The sequence below is a fragment of the Streptomyces sp. NPDC052043 genome, assembly GCF_044548235.1.
Classification (GTDB): Bacteria; Actinomycetota; Actinomycetes; order Streptomycetales; family Streptomycetaceae; genus Streptomyces.
In genome coordinates, this window is sequence record NZ_JBIUBT010000009.1 from 163212 (window position 1) to 180209 (window position 16998).

A 16998-nucleotide genomic window follows, 5' to 3' on the forward strand; every position below is an offset into this window, starting at 1 on the left:
TCGATCAATGACGGTGCGTAGCCGGTCCGGACCGCTGCCGTTCGTCGGCCGCCCCACCCGCCCCGACCAGCCCGGTCCGCACCCCCGACAGCCGGTCCGCGAAGCGCCGTACCTCCCGCTGCCCCACGGTCCCGACGACGCCCGGCAGCCACCCGCGCACGCCCTGCATCCCGCGCAGCCACCACTGCCCGTACACATGGGCGGAGCGCCGCTCGATGCCGGCCACGATCCGGTCCACCGCCGGTCCCAGCGGATAGGTCCGGCCGGCCGGCCACGGCAGCCGCTGCCTCAACTCCCGCATGACGTCGTCCTGGTCGGCCCCGCGCACCATGTCGGTGTCGGTCCACGACAGGTAGGCGACGCCCACCCGCACGCCCCGGTGGCCGACTTCGGCCCGCAGGCTGTGCGCGTACGCCTCCACACCGGACTTGGAGGCGCAGTACGCCGTCATCATCGGCGCCGGGGTGATGGCGGCGAGCGAGGCGATCTGGAGCAGGTAGCCACGGCTCGCGGTGAGCGCCGGCAGGAACGCCCGCCCGGTGACCGCGGATCCGATGAGGTTGACCTCGATCACCCGCCGCCAGGAGTCGGGATCGGAGTCGGCGAACGGACCGCCGCTCGCCACACCGGCGTTGGCGACCACGATGTCGACCCTGCCGAACCGTTCCCGGACCTCCGCCGCGACCCGGGCCATCGCCTCGTGGTCGGTGACGTCGGCGTGCCAGTGGGCGCTCTCGCCGTGCAGCCGCTTGCCGACCTGTTCGAGCAGCTCCGGCTCCAGGCCGACCAGCGCGATCTTCGCGCCCCGCGCGGACAGTTTGCGGGCGAGCAGTTCACCGACGCCGCGCGCGGCCCCCGTGACGACCGCGACCTTGTCCTCCAGGCTCACCCTGCTCACGCGCCCTCCCCGATCCGTGCGTCGTCGTGTTGCTCGTGTGCGCTTCCCGGACCGGCGTCCTGGCCGCTGGCCCGGCTTGGGACTTGGGCAGGGACTTGGCCGGTGACCCCGCCGGTGCTCCGGCCGGTGATCCGGCCGGACACGAGTTCCCGGATCCTCCCGGTGACCGTCCCGGGTGCCTCCACCGGCGTCATGTGGCCGAGACCCGGCAGCTCGGTCAGGCCCAGGCAGTCGGGCAGCGCGGCGGCCAGCGCCCGCGCGTGCTCCGGCGGGGTCAGCCGGTCGGCCGTGCCCGCGACCACCGCTACCGGTACCCTCAACCGCCGCACCTGGTGGTCGAGATCGAGCCCGTCCAGCACCTGCGACCAGGCGTGGCGCACCCGGCGCGGGCAGGCGTGCACGATCCGCGCACACGCCTCGACCATGTGCGGGGTCGAACCGGGGCCCATCGTGCCGTACTTGAGGATCCGCCGGGCGAGCGGAGTGACCGGCCCGAGCGGTGCCCGGGAGCCCAGGACGCGCCGGGTCAGCCAGGTGCGCGGCCGGCCGGCCCGGATCGGTACGACGGTCGACCGGGCGACCAGCCGTGAACTGCCCGTGCTGCACAGCAGAACGGCCGCCGCGTGCTCCTGGAATCCGGGCCGGCCGGCCGCGGCCATCACCGTCATCCCGCCCATCGAGTGGCCCGCGATCACGGCCTTCTCACCGGGCGCGAGCGTCGCCGCGAGCACGGCCTCCAGATCGTCGGCGAGCGCGTCGGTGCCGTATCTCCGGCTCGCCGGGCTGCGTCCGTGGCCGCGCTGGTCGTAGGCGATGACGCGGTGGTCGGCGGCCAGGTCCCGGATCTGCGCGGCCCAGAAGGCGGTGGAGCAGGTCCAGCCGTGGGCGAGGACGACGGCCGGGACAGCGGGGTCGTCCACCGGCCCGTGCACCTCGACGTGCAGCCGGGCGCCGTCGGCGGAGACGGCGGTGAGTTCGCGGGCGGGGACGGGAGGGGCGTACGGATCCGGGGCGGCGTCGTCTTCCGGGCGGCCCTGGACCGTCCGGCGCGCGGGGCGGCTCACGCGTCCACCTCCGCGGGCCGCCGCGCCGGGGTCCGACCCGCCGCGCCCTTGGCTCCGGGCGCCCGGAGTATCTGGTACTCCGCGAGATCCACCCGCCGTGTGGCCTGCCGGAACTCGGTGGTCGTACCGGGCCAGACGGTGGTGTTGCGGCCGCTCGCGTCCAGGTACCAGCTGGTGCAGCCGCCGGTGTTCCACACCGTGCGCTTCATACGCTCCTGCACCTTGCGGTTCCAGGCGTTCACGGCGCTGGGGCGGGCGTCGAGAGCGGCCCGGCCGCCGAGGACGTGCAGTTGACGCAGGTAGTCGGCCAGGTAGTTCAGCTGGGACTCGATCATCAGGATCATCGAGGAGTTCCCGAGGCCGGTGTTGGGGCCGATGATCGTCATCCAGTTCGGGAAGCCGGCCGCGGACGCCCCGCGCAGCGCCGCCATGCCGTTCTTCCAACTCGCGGCGAGCGTACGGCCGTCCACGCCGACCACCCGCTCCGCGATCGGCATGTCGGTGACGTGGAAGCCGGTGCCGAGGACGATCGCGTCCACCTCGGCCTCGGTGCCGTCGGCGGCGACGACGGTCGACCCGCGGACCTCGCTCAGTCCACTGGCGACGACGTCCACGTTGTCCTGCGCGAGGGCCGGATAGTACGTGCTGGACAGCAGTATCCGCTTGCAGCCGATGCGGTAGTCGGGGGTGAGCCTGGCGCGCAGGTCCGGGTCCTTGATGGCGCGGGCCATGTTGCGCTTGGCGAGCTGCTCCACGAAACCGAGTTGGCCCGGATGCCTGGTGAACGCCTGGACCTGCATCTCCCGGATGCCCCACAGCAGTCCGCGGCGCAGTCGCGCGGTCGGCGGCAGGGCGCGGTGCATCCGGCGCTCGACGCCGCTGATCTCGCGGTCGACGCGGGGCATCACCCACGGCGGGGTGCGCTGGAAGAGAGTGAGCCGGGCGACCTCGGGCTGGAGGGACGGCACGATCTGGATCGCGGAGGCCCCGGTGCCGACCACGGCGACCCGCTTGCCCGCGAGGTCGTGGTCGTGGTCCCAGCGGGCGGAGTGGAAGACCTTGCCGGGGAAGGAGTCGAGCCCCGGTATGTCCGGGACCTTCGGTTCGGACAGCGGGCCGGTCGCGCTGACCACGACGTCGGCCGACAGGTTCCCGCCGGTGGTCTCGATGTCCCAGCGCAGCTTGTCCGCGTCCCAGGTCATCCTCGTGACCTCGGAGTGGAACCGCAGGTGCGGGCGGAGACCGAAGACGTCCGCGACGTGCTCCAGGTAGGCGCGGATGTGCTCCTGCCCGGAAAAGGTGCGCGGCCAGTCGGGGTTGGGCGCGAACGAGAACGAGTACAGGTGCGAGGGCACGTCGCAGGCGCACCCCGGGTAGCTGTTGTCGCGCCAGGTGCCGCCGACGCTGCCGGCCCGCTCCAGCACGACGAAGTCGGTGATCCCCTCCCGGCGCAGCCGCACCGCGGCGCCCAGTCCGCCGAAGCCGGACCCGATCACCGCCACCCGCACATGCCGGTCCTCGTGCTCATGCTCGTGCTCGTGCTCGGCCATTGAGCGCCCCTCCCATGAACTCGCGTACAGCGACCTGCGTTTCAGTCTTCAGCGACTCTGCCAGTGAACACTGGCGCAATGGGGAGGGTAGAGGAGGTCCGTACCGATCGGTAGGGGTGCGACCGAGGAAAAGTTACCGCCGGTACAACATAGGCTGCTCCCGTGGCAGGAGACGGTGGAGCACGCGGCGACCGACGCGAGTACCGCATGGAGGAGCTGGCCCGGCTGGCCGGGATCACCGTGCGCACCCTGCGCTTCTACCGTGAGCGCAAACTGATCCCGCCGCCGCGTCGCGAGGGCCGTATCGCCTGGTACGACGACCACCATCTGGCCCGCCTGCGCACGATCTCGGCGCTGCTGGAACGCGGCCACACGCTGAACGGCATCGCCGAACTGGCCGAGGCCTTCGACCACGGCCGCGACGTCGGCGACCTGCTGGGCCTCGGCGCCCCCACCGAGGAGACCCCGGTCCGCCTGACCCCCGCGGAACTCGCCGACCACTTCGCGGGCGAGGTCACCGCCGAGAACCTGGCCGCCGCCATGGAACTCGGCTACCTGGGCACCGACGGCGACGACCTCGTGCACATCAGCCGCCGTCTGCTGGACGTCTCCGCCGCCCTGGTCCGCGAGGGCATCCCCCTCGCCGACGTCCTCGCAGCCGCCCGCCGCGTCCGCGAACACGCCGACGCCCTCGCCGAACTCTTCACCGCCCTGATCCTGCGTCACGCCCCCGAGGACGACCTGAAACGACTGCGCCCGCTGGCGAAGAGCGTGGTGGAGGCGGAAGTGTCGATGGCCCTGGACCGGCGGCTGCGCAAGCAGCCGTAGTAGCCGGCCCCTAAACGTCGTACACGACGGTCACCGGGGCATGGTCGGACCACCGCTCGGCATGCGTGGCCGCACGCTCCACGTACCCCTTGACGGCCTTGGCAGCGAGCCCGGGCGTGGCCCCGTGGTAGTCGATCCGCCATCCCGTGTCGTGGTCGAAGGCCCGCCCGCGGTACGACCACCAGGTGTACGGCCCCTCGACGTCCGGATGCAGGGCTCGCACCACGTCCACGTACCCGCCGCCCGCCGGGTCGAAGACCTGGGTCAGCCACTCCCGCTCCTCCGGGAGGAAGCCGGAGTTCTTGGTGTTGCCGCGCCAATTCTTGAGGTCCGCCTGCCGGTGGGCGATGTTCCAGTCGCCGCAGACGAGCACCTCGCGCCCGTCGGCGGCGGCCCGTTCGCGCAACTCCCTGAGATGGGCGAGGAACTCGTCCATGAACCGGACCTTCTCGTCCTGCCGCTCGGTGCCGACCTCGCCGGAGGGCAGGTACAGGCTGGCGACCGTGACACCGGGCAGGTCGGCCTCGACGTAACGCCCGCTGCCGTCGAACTCGGCCGACCCGAACCCGACCCGGACCCGGTCGGGTTCACGGCGGGTGTAGAGGGAGACGCCGGCGCGGCCCTTGACGGCGGCCGGGGCGTGCACGACGTGCCAGCCGTCCGGCGTGCGGACGTGCTCCGGCAACTGGTGCGGCTCGGCCCGCACCTCCTGGAGGCACAGCACGTCGGCCCCGGTCTCCGCGAGCCACTCCACGAAGCCCTTCTTGGCGGCGGCGCGCAGTCCATTCACATTGACGGAGGTCACAGTCAGCAAAACGCTCTCCTTGCCTTCACTGACGACCCCCTCCGGATGCATTGACGGAGGTCACAGTCAGCACCCGGGCACCCTACCGGCACACTGGACGAGGCCTTTCCGGAGGTCACCTGCCCCGACACCCGCATCGACAGACGGTTCCCACATGAACATCCGCCCCGTGCCCTTCGACCACCCCGACGCCGTCAAGCTGAACGACGAGGTCCAGGCCGAGTACCACGTCCGCTACGGCGACGGCGGCGACGCCACGCCCCTCGACGCGGCCGACTTCCGGCCCCCGAACGGCCTGTTCCTGATCGCCTACGCCGAGGACGGCACCCCCGTCGCCACGGGCGGCTGGCGCAGCCAGGACAAGAACGCCGAGGGCAACGAGGACGGCGACGCCGAACTCAAGCGGATGTACGTGATCGAGTCGATGCGCGGCCGTGGTCTGGCCCGCCGCGTCCTCGCCGTCCTGGAGGACGACGCCCGCGCGGCCGGGCGCCTCCGCATGGTCCTGGAGACCGGCGACCAGCAGCCGGAGGCCGTCGCCCTGTACGCCTCCAGCGGCTACGAGCCGTGCACCAAGTTCGGCTACTACCGCGCGTACGACTCGAGCATCTGCCTGGCGAAGCCGCTTCACTCCTGACGCACGACACGTCAAAGCCCCGGTCGGTTTCCCGACCGGGGCTTTGAGCTGCGTGGACCTGAGGGGATTTGAACCCCTGGCCCCCTCGATGCGAACGAGGTGCGCTACCGGACTGCGCCACAGGCCCTTGCAACGAGTGAAACTCTAGCATCCCCGCGCGGGTGGTTGGTAATCCGTTCCCGGGCTGGTCAGGGGGGTGGGGGTCACTCGTTGGCCGCGCGGGGGCGGCCGCCGTCCTCGTACTGGTCGAAGAGCGGAGTGCGGCCGCGCTCGCGGGAGCGGCGGGCCGAGGCGGCGCGGCGGGCGTCGGTGCGGCCGTCGGCGGCGGGCCGGTCCTCGGCCGCCGGCGCGGGGTCGGCCGGGGCCGCCGCCTCCTGCTCCGGCAAGGCGGCGGACGACCGCGCCGAGCTCCAGGTGTCCGGCGCGCCGAGGTCCACGTCGGAGGTGGCCCGCGGGGCGACCGGGGCGGTGACGTAGGTGGGCAGCGGCACCGGAACCGGGTCCCAGCTGTCGCCCTGGCCGGGGCGGCGCTGACGCTCGCGCTGCTGGTCGAGCCACTCCGCGTGGTCGGTCTGCTCGACCAGGGCACGCCGGTCCGCGGCGAGGGCGGAGAGGCCCGGGTCCGTCTCCGGTTCGGGCCCCGCGTCCGGCTCGTCCGCGGCGGGGTCCAGGGGCGTGCGCCGGCGCGGCTGGCGGCGGCTCTCGCGCAGCCGCTGCGCGGCGACCTCGGCGCGGCGGCGGTCCATCTGGTAGGCGAAGCGGTGCCGCTCCTGGGAGCGCAGGTACGCGATGTACGCGCTGAGCAGCACGGCGGGCACGCCGGGCGCCCACAGGAAGGTGAGCCCGCCGACCGCGGCGACGATCGCGCCGAGGGTGAAGGCGAGGAAGAGGATGACGGTGGTGCGCCTGCGGCGGGCGAGGACCTTGGTGCGCCGGGCACGCGCCGCGGACGCCTCCGAGCGGGGCGTCCGCCGGGCCGCGGGGACCCGCGGACGCGCGGACGCTTCGGCGGACGGGGCCGCGGCGGGGGTGGCTGCCGGGGACGCGACGCGGGCGGCCGGCTTCCCGGTCCGATCGCGCTCGTCGGGGCCGCGCACCGACTCCCGCTCGTCCCGTACCGGCGGTTGCTCCCCCTCGTCCCGCGCCGGAGGCCGCTTCCGCTCGTCCCGTACCGGCGGTTGCTTACGCTCCGGCGACCGGTTCGGGGGCATGGCGAAGGCCCGGACGTCCACCGAGTCGGTGACGACGTCCGGCGCCGCGTCGGCGCGCTCCCCCTCCTCGGCGGAGCGCGACCTGAGGTCCCTGGCGTACCGGCGCTCCATCCCCGCCCGTCCGGACAGGAACCGGATGGCGGTGCTGAAGCGTTCCGTCGGACGGGCCTCGTTCAGCTCGTCCTGCCTACGGAGCCACATCGGCACCAAGTAGGCGGCCCAGGCCCCGACAATGACTGCGTAGATGAGGCCGCTGCTGCTCACGCCTCACACGGTAGAGGGGTTTGCGTGAGGCCATCTGCCAATTGCGCCGGTGTGTCGCACGATCTGGCTGATATTTCGAACTTTTTTTGCGACCGATGTGATCAGCAGGACGTCAAGGACGCGAATTCAATGCCACCCGGGCGATCGCGAGCGGGTCCGGTGCGGATCACCCGCCGATCAATTTCGAACATTTATTCAATTTCCGGGGGAGGTGGGATTCTCCTTCCGCGCCCGCAGGGCACGGGTCCGGCGCCAGCGGTCCAGCAGCCCTTCGGGCACCTCTTCCGCGGTGAGCGCGAACACCATGTGGTCCCGCCAGGCGCCGTCGATGTGGAGATAACGCGGCCGCAGGCCCTCCTCGCGGAATCCGAGTTTCTCCACCACCCGCCGGCTCGGCCCGTTCTCGGGCCGAATGCAGACCTCGATGCGGTGCAGTCCGACGGTGCGGAAACAGTGGTCCACGACCATCGCCACGGCCGTCGGCATCACCCCGCGGCCGGCCACCGACTCGTCGACCCAGTAGCCGACGTGGCCCGAGCACATCGAGCCCCAGGTGATCCCGGCGACCGTCAACTGCCCGACCAGCCGCCCCTGGTACTCGATGACGAACGGCAGCATCCGGCCCGCGTGCGCCTCGGACCTGAGGTGGCGCACCATCTGCCGGTAGGTCGGCCGGTGCGTGATGGGCCCGCTGGGCGTGGGCGGCGGTATGGTCGCCTCCCAGGGCCTGAGCCAGTCCCGGTTGCGCCGGTTCACCTCGCGCCAGGCCCGCTGGTCGCGCAGCTTTATCGGCCGGAGGACGACATCGCCCTCCGCCAGCACGACGGGCCAGGATGGGCTGTTCAGCGCGCACCCCCACTACCGGTGCCGCGTCTGACGTGGTCGCCGCCGCGCAGCTGGTCGACGGCGTGCGCCAACAGGGGTTCCAGGACGGCCAGTCCGTCCTTCACGCCGCCCGTCGAGCCCGGCAGGTTGACGATCAGCGTCCCTTTGGCCACTCCGGCCAGCCCGCGGGACAGCGCCGCGGTCGGCACCTTGCGCATGCCGAACGCCCGGATGGCCTCCGCGATGCCCGGCACCTCGGTCTCGATCACCCGGCGGGTCGCCTCGGGCGTGCGGTCGGTGGGCGAGACGCCCGTGCCGCCGGTGGTGACGACGGCGTCGTACCCGGCCTCGACGGCGGCGCGCAGCGCGGCCTCCACCGGGTCTCCGTCCGGTACGACCTGCGGCCCGTCGACGGCGAAGCCGGCGCGCCTGAGGCCGTCGGCGACCAGCGGACCGCCGGTGTCCTCGTAGACCCCGGCGGCGGCCCGGTTGGAGGCCGTGACCACCAGGGCGCTGTACGGCGCGAGCAGTGCGCCTCCGGCCGATGCGTCCAGCGTCATGCCCGGCTCCAGTCGCCCGACGTGCCGCCCGTCTTCTCCTCCACCCGTACGTCCGTGATGACCGCTCCCTTGTCGACCGCCTTGACCATGTCGATCACGGTGAGCGCGGCGACGGACACCGCGGTGAGCGCCTCCATCTCGACGCCCGTGCGGTCCGTGGTCTTCACGGTGGCCTCGATCTCCACGGCGTCGTCCGCGACCGACAGTTCCAGTCTCACACCCGACACCGACAGCGGGTGGCACAGCGGGACGAGGTCCGGGGTGCGCTTGGCGCCCATGATCCCGGCGATCCGCGCGGTGGCGAGGGCGTCGCCCTTGGGCACTCCCTCACCGCGCAGCAGCTCGACCACGCGGGGCGAGACGAGGACGCGGCCGCTGGCGCGGGCGGTGCGCGCGGTCACGTCCTTGCCGGAGACGTCGACCATGCGGGCGGCGCCCGCGTCGTCGATGTGCGTCAGCCGGTCCGGCGCTGAGGGTCCGGGGGTCTCCCCCCGGGAAGGCACAGTCATGATCGTGTGGAGCTCCCGGTCCGGGCCCGCCGCCGTGCGGCGCACGGGCCTGTTGTGCGCGACACGGTACCGCCACCCCGCACGGCTCAGCCGAGCAGGACCACCTCGACCTCGGCGCCGGGCTCGACGGACTCGGTGTCCTCGGGGACGACGATGAGCGAGTCGGCCTGCGCGAGGGCCGCGACCAGATGGGATCCGGCGCCTCCCACGGGCCTGACGACGCCGTCGGCGTACGCCCCGCGCAGGAACTGCCTGCGTCCCTTCGGCGAGCTCAGCGCACGGTCCGCGGCGAGCGTCGCGCGCACGGTCGGCCGGTGGACGTCCTGAAGGCCCATCAGGGTGCGGATGGCGGGCCGGACGAAGAGCTCGAAGGAGACGTACGACGACACCGGGTTGCCGGGCAGGGCCAGCAGCGGGACGTGGTCGGCGCCGACGGTCCCGAAGCCCTGCGGCTTGCCGGGCTGCATGGCGAGCTTGCGGAACTCCACGCCGGCGCCCGGCTCGTCCTCGTCCCCCACGTGGGACAGCGCCTCCTTGACGACGTCGTACGCCCCCACGCTCACCCCGCCGGTGGTGACCAGCAGGTCGGCGCGGACGAGCTGGTCCTCGATGGTGGACCGCAGGGTGTCGGCGTCGTCGGCGACGGCGCCCACCCGGTAGGCGATGGCGCCCGCGTCCCGGGCGGCCGCGGTCAGGGCGAAGCTGTTGGAGTCGTAGATCTGGCCGTCGCCGAGCTGCTCGTCGGGCTGGACGAGTTCACTGCCGGTGGACATCACCACCACGCGCGGGCGCGGGCGCACCAGGACCGTGCCGCGGCCGATCGCGGCGAGCAGCGCGATCTGCGGCGGCCCGAGGACCGTACCGGCCCGCAGGGCCCGCTCGCCCTCCTCCACGTCGCTGCCCTTCGCGCGTACGTGCGCGCGTGCCTCGGCCGGCTGGTACACGCGTACGTGCCCGTCGGCGCCCTCGGGGGCGAGGCTGCGGGCGCGCATCGCGCTCACCGGGCCCTCGCCGAGCCCGCCGTCGGTCCACTCCACGGGGACCACCGCCTCGGCGCCGGGCGGCAGCGGGGCACCGGTCATGATCCGGGCGGCCTGTCCCGGGCCCACCCGGAGGAGTCCGGCCGCGCCCGCCGCGACGTCCCCGACGACCTCCAGGACGGCCGGGGCCTCCTCGCTCGCGCCCGAGACGTCCGTGACCCGTACCGCGTAGCCGTCCATGGAGCTGTTGTCGAACGGCGGCAGGGAGAGCGGCACCGTGACGTCGTCGACCAGGACACAGCCCTGGGCGTCGAGCAGTTGCAGCTCGATGGGTTCCAGGGGGCGGACGGTGGTGAGGACGTCCTCCAGGTGCTCGTCCACCGACCACAGGTGGTCCGGGCCGGCGGTGCGGGGCTCGGCGCTGCTCAACTCGTTACATCTCCTCGGCTACGTACCGCTGAAGCCAGGCCCTGAAGTCCGGGCCCAGGTCTTCACGTTCGCACGCGAGCCTGACAATGGCACGCAGATAGTCGCCGCGGTCACCGGTGTCGTAGCGGCGGCCCGTGAAGACGACGCCGTGCACCGGGCCGCCGGCCCGCTGCTCGTCGGTGGCCGCCGAGGCGTACGCCTCGGCGAGGTGCTGAAGGGCGTCGGTGAGCTGGATCTCGCCGCCGCGGCCGGGCTCGGTCTTGCGGAGTATCTCGAAGATGTGGGGGTCGAGGACGTAACGGCCGATGATCGCGTAGTTGGAGGGTGCCTGCGCCGCGTCGGGCTTCTCGACCAGGCCGGTCACCCGGACGACGTCGCCGTCCCCGGTGGCCTCCACGGCCGCGCAGCCGTAGAGGTGGATCTGCTCGGGCGCGACCTCCATGAGGGCGATCACGCTGCCGCCGTAGGTCTCCTGGACGTCGATCATCCGCTGGAGCAGCGGGTCGCGCGGGTCGATCAGGTCGTCGCCGAGCAGCACGGCGAAGGGCTCGCTGCCCACGTGCGGGGCCGCGCAGAGCACGGCGTGGCCCAGACCCCTGGGGTCGCCCTGGCGGACGTAGTGGATCGTCGCGAGGTCGCTGGACTCCTGCACCTTGGCGAGCCGCTCGCCGTCGCCCTTCTTCTCCAGGGCCGACTCCAGCTCGTAGTTGCGGTCGAAGTGGTCCTCCAGCGGCCGCTTGTTGCGGCCGGTCACCATGAGGACGTCGTCGAGACCCGCGGAGACGGCCTCCTCGACCACGTACTGGATCGCCGGCTTGTCGACGACCGGCAGCATCTCCTTGGGAGTGGCCTTGGTGGCCGGCAGGAACCGGGTGCCAAGACCTGCCGCGGGAATGACAGCCTTGCTGATCCTGGGGTGCGCCTGTGTCATGGCCGCAACCTTATCCGCTGCCTTTGCGCGGAATCTGCCTGTCCGGTTAATTGACTCTCATATGAGCAGACATACCGGCATAAAGAAGGGTACGGAGGGATCAGTGAGCCACACCGGACGCGGTGCCGAACCTGCCAAGCGCACCTTGCGACGAGAAATCCTCACGGTGAGGAAGACGTTGACCGTGGATGAAGTGCGGGAGGCGGCGCACGCACTGGCGGAGCGCGCCCTGGAGCTGCCCGAGCTGACGGGGGCGCGCACGATCGCCGCGTACGTCTCGGTGGGCACCGAACCGGGAACCCCTCCGTTGCTCGACGCGTTGCGGGCGCGGGGCGCACGTGTGCTGCTGCCCGCGCTGCTGCCCGACAACGACCTGGACTGGGGCGCGTACACCGGGGAGGGCTCCCTCGCGCGCGTGCAGCACGCCGGGAGGATGGCGCTGTTCGAGCCGGCCGGGGAGCGCCTCGGCCCGGACGCCGTGACGGCCGCCGACGTGGTCCTGCTGCCCGGCCTCGCCGTCGACGCGCGCGGGATGCGCCTGGGACGCGGCGGAGGGTCCTACGACCGCGTCCTGGCCCGCCTGGAGGCGGCGCGGGCGCATCCCGCCCTCGTGGTCCTGCTGTACGACACGGAGGTCGTCGAGCACGTCCCCGAGGAGCCCCACGACCAGCCGGTGCAGGCCGTGGTGACACCTTCGGGGGTACGCCGCTTCACCTGACGCGCACGGCTGCGGCCGCGGGTACGGCCCCGGGTACGGCGAAGGCCCTCCACGCGTGCGTGGAGGGCCTTCGCCGCCGTGGTGGCCTCAGCGGCTCACGGCTTGAGCACCAGCGTGTCGCGCGTGCTCTTGTCGACCGCGTTCGGCGAGAAGGACCACGAGAGCAGTTCGCCCTTGGCCCACTTGCCCGTCTGGTCGGTGTAGTGGGCGCTGAAGGCGTGCCCGGAGGCGCCGCTGAGGTTGATCCACTTGGACTTGTCGAGGTCGGCGAGGTTGACCACCATCCGCATCGACGGCACCCACACCACCCCGTAGCCGCCGGCGGCGTTCCAGCCGGAGGCGTTGACCGCGGCCTCGCCACCGCTCAGCTTCCAGGGCCCGCGGTTGAGGACGTACTTCAGGACGCCGGGTCCCTCGGTGCCCAGGGTCTGGTTCTTCAGGAACAGGCGGTGCAGCCGGCCCCAGCTCCAGGTGTCGATGTCCTTGCCGAGCTTGGCGGTCAGCTCCCAGCGGGCGTCGATCATCGCGCGCTTGAACAGCTCGTCGCGGTTGTCCGCCTTCGGGCGGGTACCGGACGCCGGGGTCTTCCACCAGTCGCTGTCCGGCTTGTCGACGAGCGCCCGGACCACCTCGAACCAGCGGTCGCCGCCGTCCGGCTGCGCCTGGTCGGCGTCGCGCTCACCGCACTCGCGGACCTTCTGGTTCTCGTCGGCGGGGCCCGTGTTGCCGGCCGGCTCCACCCACAGGCACTGGCCCTTGACCCGCAGCTCCTTGGGCAGCTTGTTGCCGAAGGACAGCTTGAGGATGTTGCGCCACACGGCGTTGAAGTACGCGGCGGCGGCCGAGTCGGCGTCCTGCGTGCGGTCCCAGCCCTCCAGCAGCTTCTGCGCCTGGCGGACGTCCTTGTCGCCGATGTCGATGTTCAGCAGCTTGGGCACCAGCAGGTTGGCGATCGCGCTGCTGTTGTCCATCTGCATCTGGCGCATGTCGTCGGTGGAGATCTTGCCGCCGCCGTCGATCTTCTGCTGAATCAGGTCGGTGATCCGCCGGCTGCGGGTGCCGTAGCCCCAGTCCGTGGTGAGCGTGTAGGGGTAGGTCTTCGGGTCGACGACGGCCTGGTTGGCGGTGACGATGTAGCCGCGCTTGGGGTTGTACTCGTAGGGCAGTTCCTGCGGCTTGATGTAGCCGGTCCAGTCGTAGTGGGAGTCCCAGCCCGGCGACGGGACGGAGCCGTCGTCGCCCTTCGCGCGCGTGGGGATGCGGCCGGGCAGCGTGTAGCCGATGTTGCCCTTGGTGTCGGCGTAGACCAGGTTCTGCGAGGGCACGTCGAACAGCTCCGCGGCCGACCGGAAGGAGCTCCAGTCCTTCGCGCTGTTGATGGCGAAGACGGCGTCCATGGTGGTGCCCGGCTCCAGCGCCGTCCACTTCAGGGCGATCGCGTAGCCGTCGCCGCGGTCGGGCGCCGCGGTGGTGACCGCGGCCTTCCTGCCGACCGTCCTCAGTTCGTCGGAGCGGTCGGACAGCAGGGGCATTCCGTCGTCGGTCTCGCGCACGACGATCGTCTTGGACGTGCCGCCAGCGACCTTGATGGTCTCCTCGCGGGTCTTGAACGGCACCGTCTTGTTGTCGCGCAGGTAGCCGTTGCCGCTGAGCTTCTCCAGGTACAGGTCCGTGACGTCGACGCCGGAGTTGGTCATGCCCCAGGCGATGTCCTGGTTGTGGCCGATGATCACACCGGGCATGCCCGCGAAGGTGTAGCCGGTGACGTCGTACGGGCACGTCTTGGAGAGTTCGCGGCAGTGCAGGCCCATCTGGTACCAGACCGAGGGCAGCGAGGCCGACAGGTGCGGGTCGTTGGCGAGCAGCGGCTTGCCGGTGATCGTGTACTGCCCGGAGACGACCCAGGAGTTGGAGCCGATGCCGTTGCCGTTGACGCCGACGGCCGTCGGGAGGCCGTCCAGGACGTCGTAGAGGCCCATCAGCTGGCTCTGCACACCGGAGCTGTCACCCGTGGCCGACGCGTCCGTCGCGGTGCCGCCGCCGTCCGTGCCCGTCGGGTCGGTCGCGATGCCCGTGCCCGTGTCGGTCGAGATGCCGGTGCCGGTGCCGGTACCCGTACCGGTGGAGGTGCCACCGCTCGCGTCCGACGTGCCGCCGCTCGCTTCGAACGCCTGAGTGAGCTCGCTGTACTGGCCCTCGCTGACGATCGGCTTGTTCCTGCTGTACGGGTAGTCCGGGTACAGGTCCTGGATCTGCTTGGGGCCGAGGCGGCTGGTCATCAGGGCCCGGTCGATCTCGTCCTGCATGTTGCCGCGCAGGTCCCAGGCCATCGCCTTCAGCCAGGCGATCGAGTCGACCGGCGTCCACGGCCCGGGCTTGTAGTCGTTGGCGAGGCCCAACGCCGCGTACTCCAGGGAGATGTCCTTGGCCGCCCGCCCCTTGAGGTAGGCGTTGACGCCCTCGGTGTACGCCTGGAGGTACTTCTTCGTGGAGGCCGACAGCGTCTTGTCGTACTCCTTCTGCGCGACCCGGTCCCAGCCCAGCGTGCGCAGGAACTCGTCGTTCTTGAGCTGGCCCTTGCCGAACATCTCCGACAGGCGCCCGGACGTCATGTGCCGGCGCACGTCCATCTCGTAGAACCGGTCCTGCGCCTGGACGAAGCCCTGCGCCATGAACAGGTCCTCCGCGCTGGAGGCGTAGACCTGCGGGATGCCGTAGCCGTCGCGTTTGACGTCGACGGGCCCCGACAGGCCCTGCAGCGTGAGGGTGCCCGTGGTCTGCGGGAAGGAGGCGCGCACGGTACTGACGGACCAGTAGGCGCCGTAGGCGGTGCCGCCGATGAGAGCCATCACCAGGACAAGCACGGCCAAGCGGGCTTTTCGCCCCTTCTTCCTGCCGGACTTGCCGGCCTTGTCACCCTTTGAGGCGGTGGTGTTCGGGGGCATCGCTGTCCTTGCTGTCCTAACGCGAGCGGCAGGTCGGGCTGTGACTTCGAATGAACGCTGGAGCAACCATAGGCGCAGGGCCCGGTAGCACTTGACGCGGAGTCGGGTCCAGCGGCGGCGAGACGCCCCCATTCTCGTCACGGGACGCGTCAAGAAAGCGTCAAGAGTTAGGTAAGGTAACGAAGTAAACCGGGAACTCGCGGAAGGAACCGCTGCTGACTGTTCACCACCTCAACCAGCTCCTGCTCGCCTGCTCGGTCGTCCTCCTCGTCGCGGTCGCAGCGGTCCGGGTCTCCTCGCGCAGCGGGCTCCCCAGCCTGCTCGTCTACCTGGGGATCGGCGTCGTCATGGGCTCGGACGGGCTCGGCGGCGTCCGCTTCACCAACGCCGAACTGACCCAGGTCATCGGCTACGCGGCCCTCGTCGTGATCCTCGCCGAGGGCGGTCTCGGTACGAAGTGGAAGGAGATCAAGCCGGTCCTTCCGGCCGCCACCGCCCTGGCCGTCGTCGGCGTCGCCGTGAGCGTCGGCGTCACCGCGGCCGCCGCCCACTACCTCAGCGGCCTGGGATGGCGCCAGTCGCTCATCATCGGCGCAGTGGTGTCCTCCACGGACGCGGCGGCCGTCTTCTCGGTGCTGCGCAAGGTCCCCCTCCCCGCGCGCGTGAAGGGCACGCTGGAGGCCGAGTCCGGCTTCAACGACGCCCCAGTGGTCATCCTGGTCGTCGCCTTCTCCACCGCGGGACCGATCGAGCACTGGTACGTCCTGATCGGCGAGATAGCTCTGGAGCTGGCGATCGGCGCGGCCATCGGCCTGGCGGTGGGCTGGCTCGGCTCCTGGGGGCTGCGGCACGTGGCGCTGCCCGCCTCCGGCCTCTACCCGATCGCCGTCATGGCCATCGCCGTCACGGCGTACGCCGCCGGCGCGCTGGCCCACGGCAGCGGCTTCCTCGCCGTCTACCTCGCGTCGGTGCTGCTCGGCAACGCCAAGCTGCCGCACTGGCCCGCCACCCGCGGCTTCGCCGAAGGGCTCGGCTGGATCGCCCAGATCGGCATGTTCGTCATGCTCGGCCTGCTGGTCACCCCGCACGAACTGCTCGACGACGTCCTGCCCGCCCTCGTCATCGGACTGGTGCTGACCGTGGTCGCGCGCCCGCTGGGCGTGGTGGCCAGCCTGCTGCCGTTCCGGGTGCCGTGGCAGGAGCAGTCCCTGATGTCCTGGGCCGGACTGCGCGGCGCCGTGCCCGTCATCCTGGCGACGATCCCCATGGTGAACGGGGTCGACGCCACCCACCGCATCTTCAACATCGTCTTCGTCCTGGTCGTCGTCTACACCCTCGTGCAGGGGCCGACCCTGCCCTGGCTCGCCCGCAAGCTGCGGCTGGGCTCCGGCGAGGAGGCCGCCGACCTCGGCATCGAGTCGGCGCCCCTGGAGCGGCTGCGCGGCCATCTGCTGTCCGTCGTCATCCCCGGCGGGTCGCGGATGCACGGCGTGGAGATCAACGAGCTGCGGCTGCCGTCCGGGTCAGCGGTCACCCTGGTCGTCCGCGAGGGCAAGTCGTTCGTGCCGCTGCCGACCACCACCCTGCGGCACGGCGACGAACTCCTCGTGGTCGCCACCGACCCGGTCCGGGAGGCGGCCGAACAGCGCCTGCGCGCGGTCGGCCGGGGCGGCAAGCTCGCCGGCTGGCTGGGCGCCGACGGAGCGGGGGCCGGCAGCCGCGGATGAGAGGGGGTTTCCAGCGCCCCTGTACGATGAGGGCGCACCCTGATCGAACCAACTCTGCCTGACGCAGAGCTGGCGCGACCGTATGGCGGCCGGGTAGCCCCCTCAGCGGGCGTCGGC

At 71.8% G+C, this 16998-nt stretch carries 15 protein-coding genes and 1 tRNA gene; 4 read left to right on the forward strand and 12 right to left on the reverse strand.

Going from position 1 to position 16998, the window contains the following annotated elements:
* Positions 1 to 4: 4 nt before the first annotated feature.
* The 3 genes from ACIHCX_RS23090 to ACIHCX_RS23100 are packed head-to-tail and all read right to left on the reverse strand — an operon-like array spanning position 5 to position 3512.
* Positions 5 to 898, reverse strand: a complete 894-nt coding sequence (locus ACIHCX_RS23090; RefSeq protein ID WP_400032344.1) for an SDR family oxidoreductase — start codon at positions 896 to 898, stop codon at positions 5 to 7.
* The gene (locus tag ACIHCX_RS23095) at positions 895 to 1962 is read right to left on the reverse strand and encodes an alpha/beta fold hydrolase (protein WP_400032346.1); all 1068 of its coding nucleotides are present in this window, start codon (positions 1960 to 1962) and stop codon (positions 895 to 897) included. Before ACIHCX_RS23095 ends, ACIHCX_RS23090 begins: the two co-directional genes overlap by 4 nt.
* The gene (locus tag ACIHCX_RS23100) at positions 1959 to 3512 is read right to left on the reverse strand and encodes a flavin-containing monooxygenase (protein WP_400032348.1); all 1554 of its coding nucleotides are present in this window, start codon (positions 3510 to 3512) and stop codon (positions 1959 to 1961) included. The genes ACIHCX_RS23095 and ACIHCX_RS23100 overlap by 4 nt, the downstream gene beginning before the upstream one ends.
* 207 nt (positions 3513 to 3719) lie before the next feature.
* On the opposite strand from ACIHCX_RS23100, the gene ACIHCX_RS23105 reads away from it, so the two are divergent.
* Complete coding sequence (locus tag ACIHCX_RS23105) at positions 3720 to 4340, forward strand: MerR family transcriptional regulator (protein ID WP_400032741.1); 621 nt, start codon at positions 3720 to 3722, stop codon at positions 4338 to 4340.
* Positions 4341 to 4350: 10 nt separating this feature from the next.
* On the opposite strand, the gene ACIHCX_RS23110 is transcribed toward ACIHCX_RS23105, so the two are convergent.
* Entirely contained in the window at positions 4351 to 5154 is an 804-nt protein-coding gene (locus ACIHCX_RS23110; RefSeq protein ID WP_400032350.1) for an exodeoxyribonuclease III, read from the reverse strand.
* 145 nt (positions 5155 to 5299) lie between these two features.
* On the opposite strand from ACIHCX_RS23110, the gene ACIHCX_RS23115 reads away from it, so the two are divergent.
* Complete coding sequence (locus tag ACIHCX_RS23115; protein WP_400032352.1) at positions 5300 to 5782, forward strand: GNAT family N-acetyltransferase; 483 nt, start codon at positions 5300 to 5302, stop codon at positions 5780 to 5782.
* 53 nt (positions 5783 to 5835) lie between these two features.
* Here ACIHCX_RS23115 and ACIHCX_RS23120 read toward each other — a convergent pair.
* From ACIHCX_RS23120 to galU, 7 genes are all read right to left on the reverse strand, one after another.
* Positions 5836 to 5909 (reverse strand) — tRNA-Ala (locus ACIHCX_RS23120).
* 76 nt (positions 5910 to 5985) lie between these two features.
* Positions 5986 to 7257 (reverse strand): gephyrin-like molybdotransferase receptor GlpR, encoded by a 1272-nt coding sequence (gene glpR / locus ACIHCX_RS23125; protein WP_400032354.1) that lies wholly within the window; start codon positions 7255 to 7257, stop codon positions 5986 to 5988.
* A 195-nt stretch (positions 7258 to 7452) separates the two neighbouring features.
* Positions 7453 to 8079 carry a GNAT family N-acetyltransferase gene (locus tag ACIHCX_RS23130; RefSeq protein WP_400032356.1) on the reverse strand — a complete coding sequence of 209 codons (627 nt, stop codon included), beginning with the start codon at positions 8077 to 8079 and terminating at the stop codon, positions 7453 to 7455.
* A gap of 20 nt (positions 8080 to 8099) precedes the next feature.
* Positions 8100 to 8642, reverse strand: a complete 543-nt coding sequence (locus ACIHCX_RS23135) for a molybdenum cofactor biosynthesis protein B (protein WP_400032358.1) — start codon at positions 8640 to 8642, stop codon at positions 8100 to 8102.
* On the reverse strand, positions 8639 to 9151 hold the full coding sequence (moaC, locus tag ACIHCX_RS23140; RefSeq protein ID WP_400032360.1) for a cyclic pyranopterin monophosphate synthase MoaC: 513 nt from the start codon (positions 9149 to 9151) through the stop codon (positions 8639 to 8641). The genes ACIHCX_RS23135 and moaC overlap by 4 nt, the downstream gene beginning before the upstream one ends.
* An 86-nt stretch (positions 9152 to 9237) precedes the next feature.
* Positions 9238 to 10560: a gephyrin-like molybdotransferase Glp gene (gene glp / locus ACIHCX_RS23145; protein WP_400032362.1), complete on the reverse strand. Its 1323-nt coding sequence runs from the start codon at positions 10558 to 10560 to the stop codon at positions 9238 to 9240.
* 4 nt (positions 10561 to 10564) lie between these two features.
* Positions 10565 to 11491 (reverse strand): UTP--glucose-1-phosphate uridylyltransferase GalU, encoded by a 927-nt coding sequence (gene galU, locus ACIHCX_RS23150; protein WP_400032364.1) that lies wholly within the window; start codon positions 11489 to 11491, stop codon positions 10565 to 10567.
* A gap of 103 nt (positions 11492 to 11594) precedes the next feature.
* Between galU and ACIHCX_RS23155 the strand changes: the two genes are divergently transcribed.
* Positions 11595 to 12209, forward strand: a complete 615-nt coding sequence (locus ACIHCX_RS23155) for a 5-formyltetrahydrofolate cyclo-ligase (protein WP_400032366.1) — start codon at positions 11595 to 11597, stop codon at positions 12207 to 12209.
* A gap of 95 nt (positions 12210 to 12304) precedes the next feature.
* Here the strand turns inward: ACIHCX_RS23155 and ACIHCX_RS23160 are convergent, their stop codons facing one another.
* Positions 12305 to 15154, reverse strand: coding sequence for a penicillin acylase family protein (locus tag ACIHCX_RS23160; protein WP_400032368.1), 2850 nt, complete (start codon positions 15152 to 15154; stop codon positions 12305 to 12307).
* Between the two features lie 215 nt (positions 15155 to 15369).
* Between ACIHCX_RS23160 and ACIHCX_RS23165 the strand changes: the two genes are divergently transcribed.
* The gene (locus tag ACIHCX_RS23165; RefSeq protein ID WP_400032743.1) at positions 15370 to 16881 is read left to right on the forward strand and encodes a potassium/proton antiporter; all 1512 of its coding nucleotides are present in this window, start codon (positions 15370 to 15372) and stop codon (positions 16879 to 16881) included.
* The last annotated feature ends 117 nt before the right edge of the window (positions 16882 to 16998 follow it).

What these genes read in the sequence shown, in the direction of transcription:
- ACIHCX_RS23135 (WP_400032358.1), bottom strand. Translation starts at nt 8,642, where the DNA reads ATGACGCTGGACGCATCGGCCGGAGGCGCACTGCTCGCGCCGTACAGC.
- ACIHCX_RS23115 (WP_400032352.1), top strand. Translation starts at nt 5,300, where the DNA reads ATGAACATCCGCCCCGTGCCCTTCGACCACCCCGACGCCGTCAAGCTG.
- ACIHCX_RS23160 (WP_400032368.1), bottom strand. Translation starts at nt 15,154, where the DNA reads ATGCCCCCGAACACCACCGCCTCAAAGGGTGACAAGGCCGGCAAGTCC.
- galU (WP_400032364.1), bottom strand. Translation starts at nt 11,491, where the DNA reads ATGACACAGGCGCACCCCAGGATCAGCAAGGCTGTCATTCCCGCGGCA.
- ACIHCX_RS23100 (WP_400032348.1), bottom strand. Translation starts at nt 3,512, where the DNA reads ATGGCCGAGCACGAGCACGAGCATGAGCACGAGGACCGGCATGTGCGG.
- ACIHCX_RS23105 (WP_400032741.1), top strand. Translation starts at nt 3,720, where the DNA reads ATGGAGGAGCTGGCCCGGCTGGCCGGGATCACCGTGCGCACCCTGCGC.
- moaC (WP_400032360.1), bottom strand. Translation starts at nt 9,151, where the DNA reads ATGACTGTGCCTTCCCGGGGGGAGACCCCCGGACCCTCAGCGCCGGAC.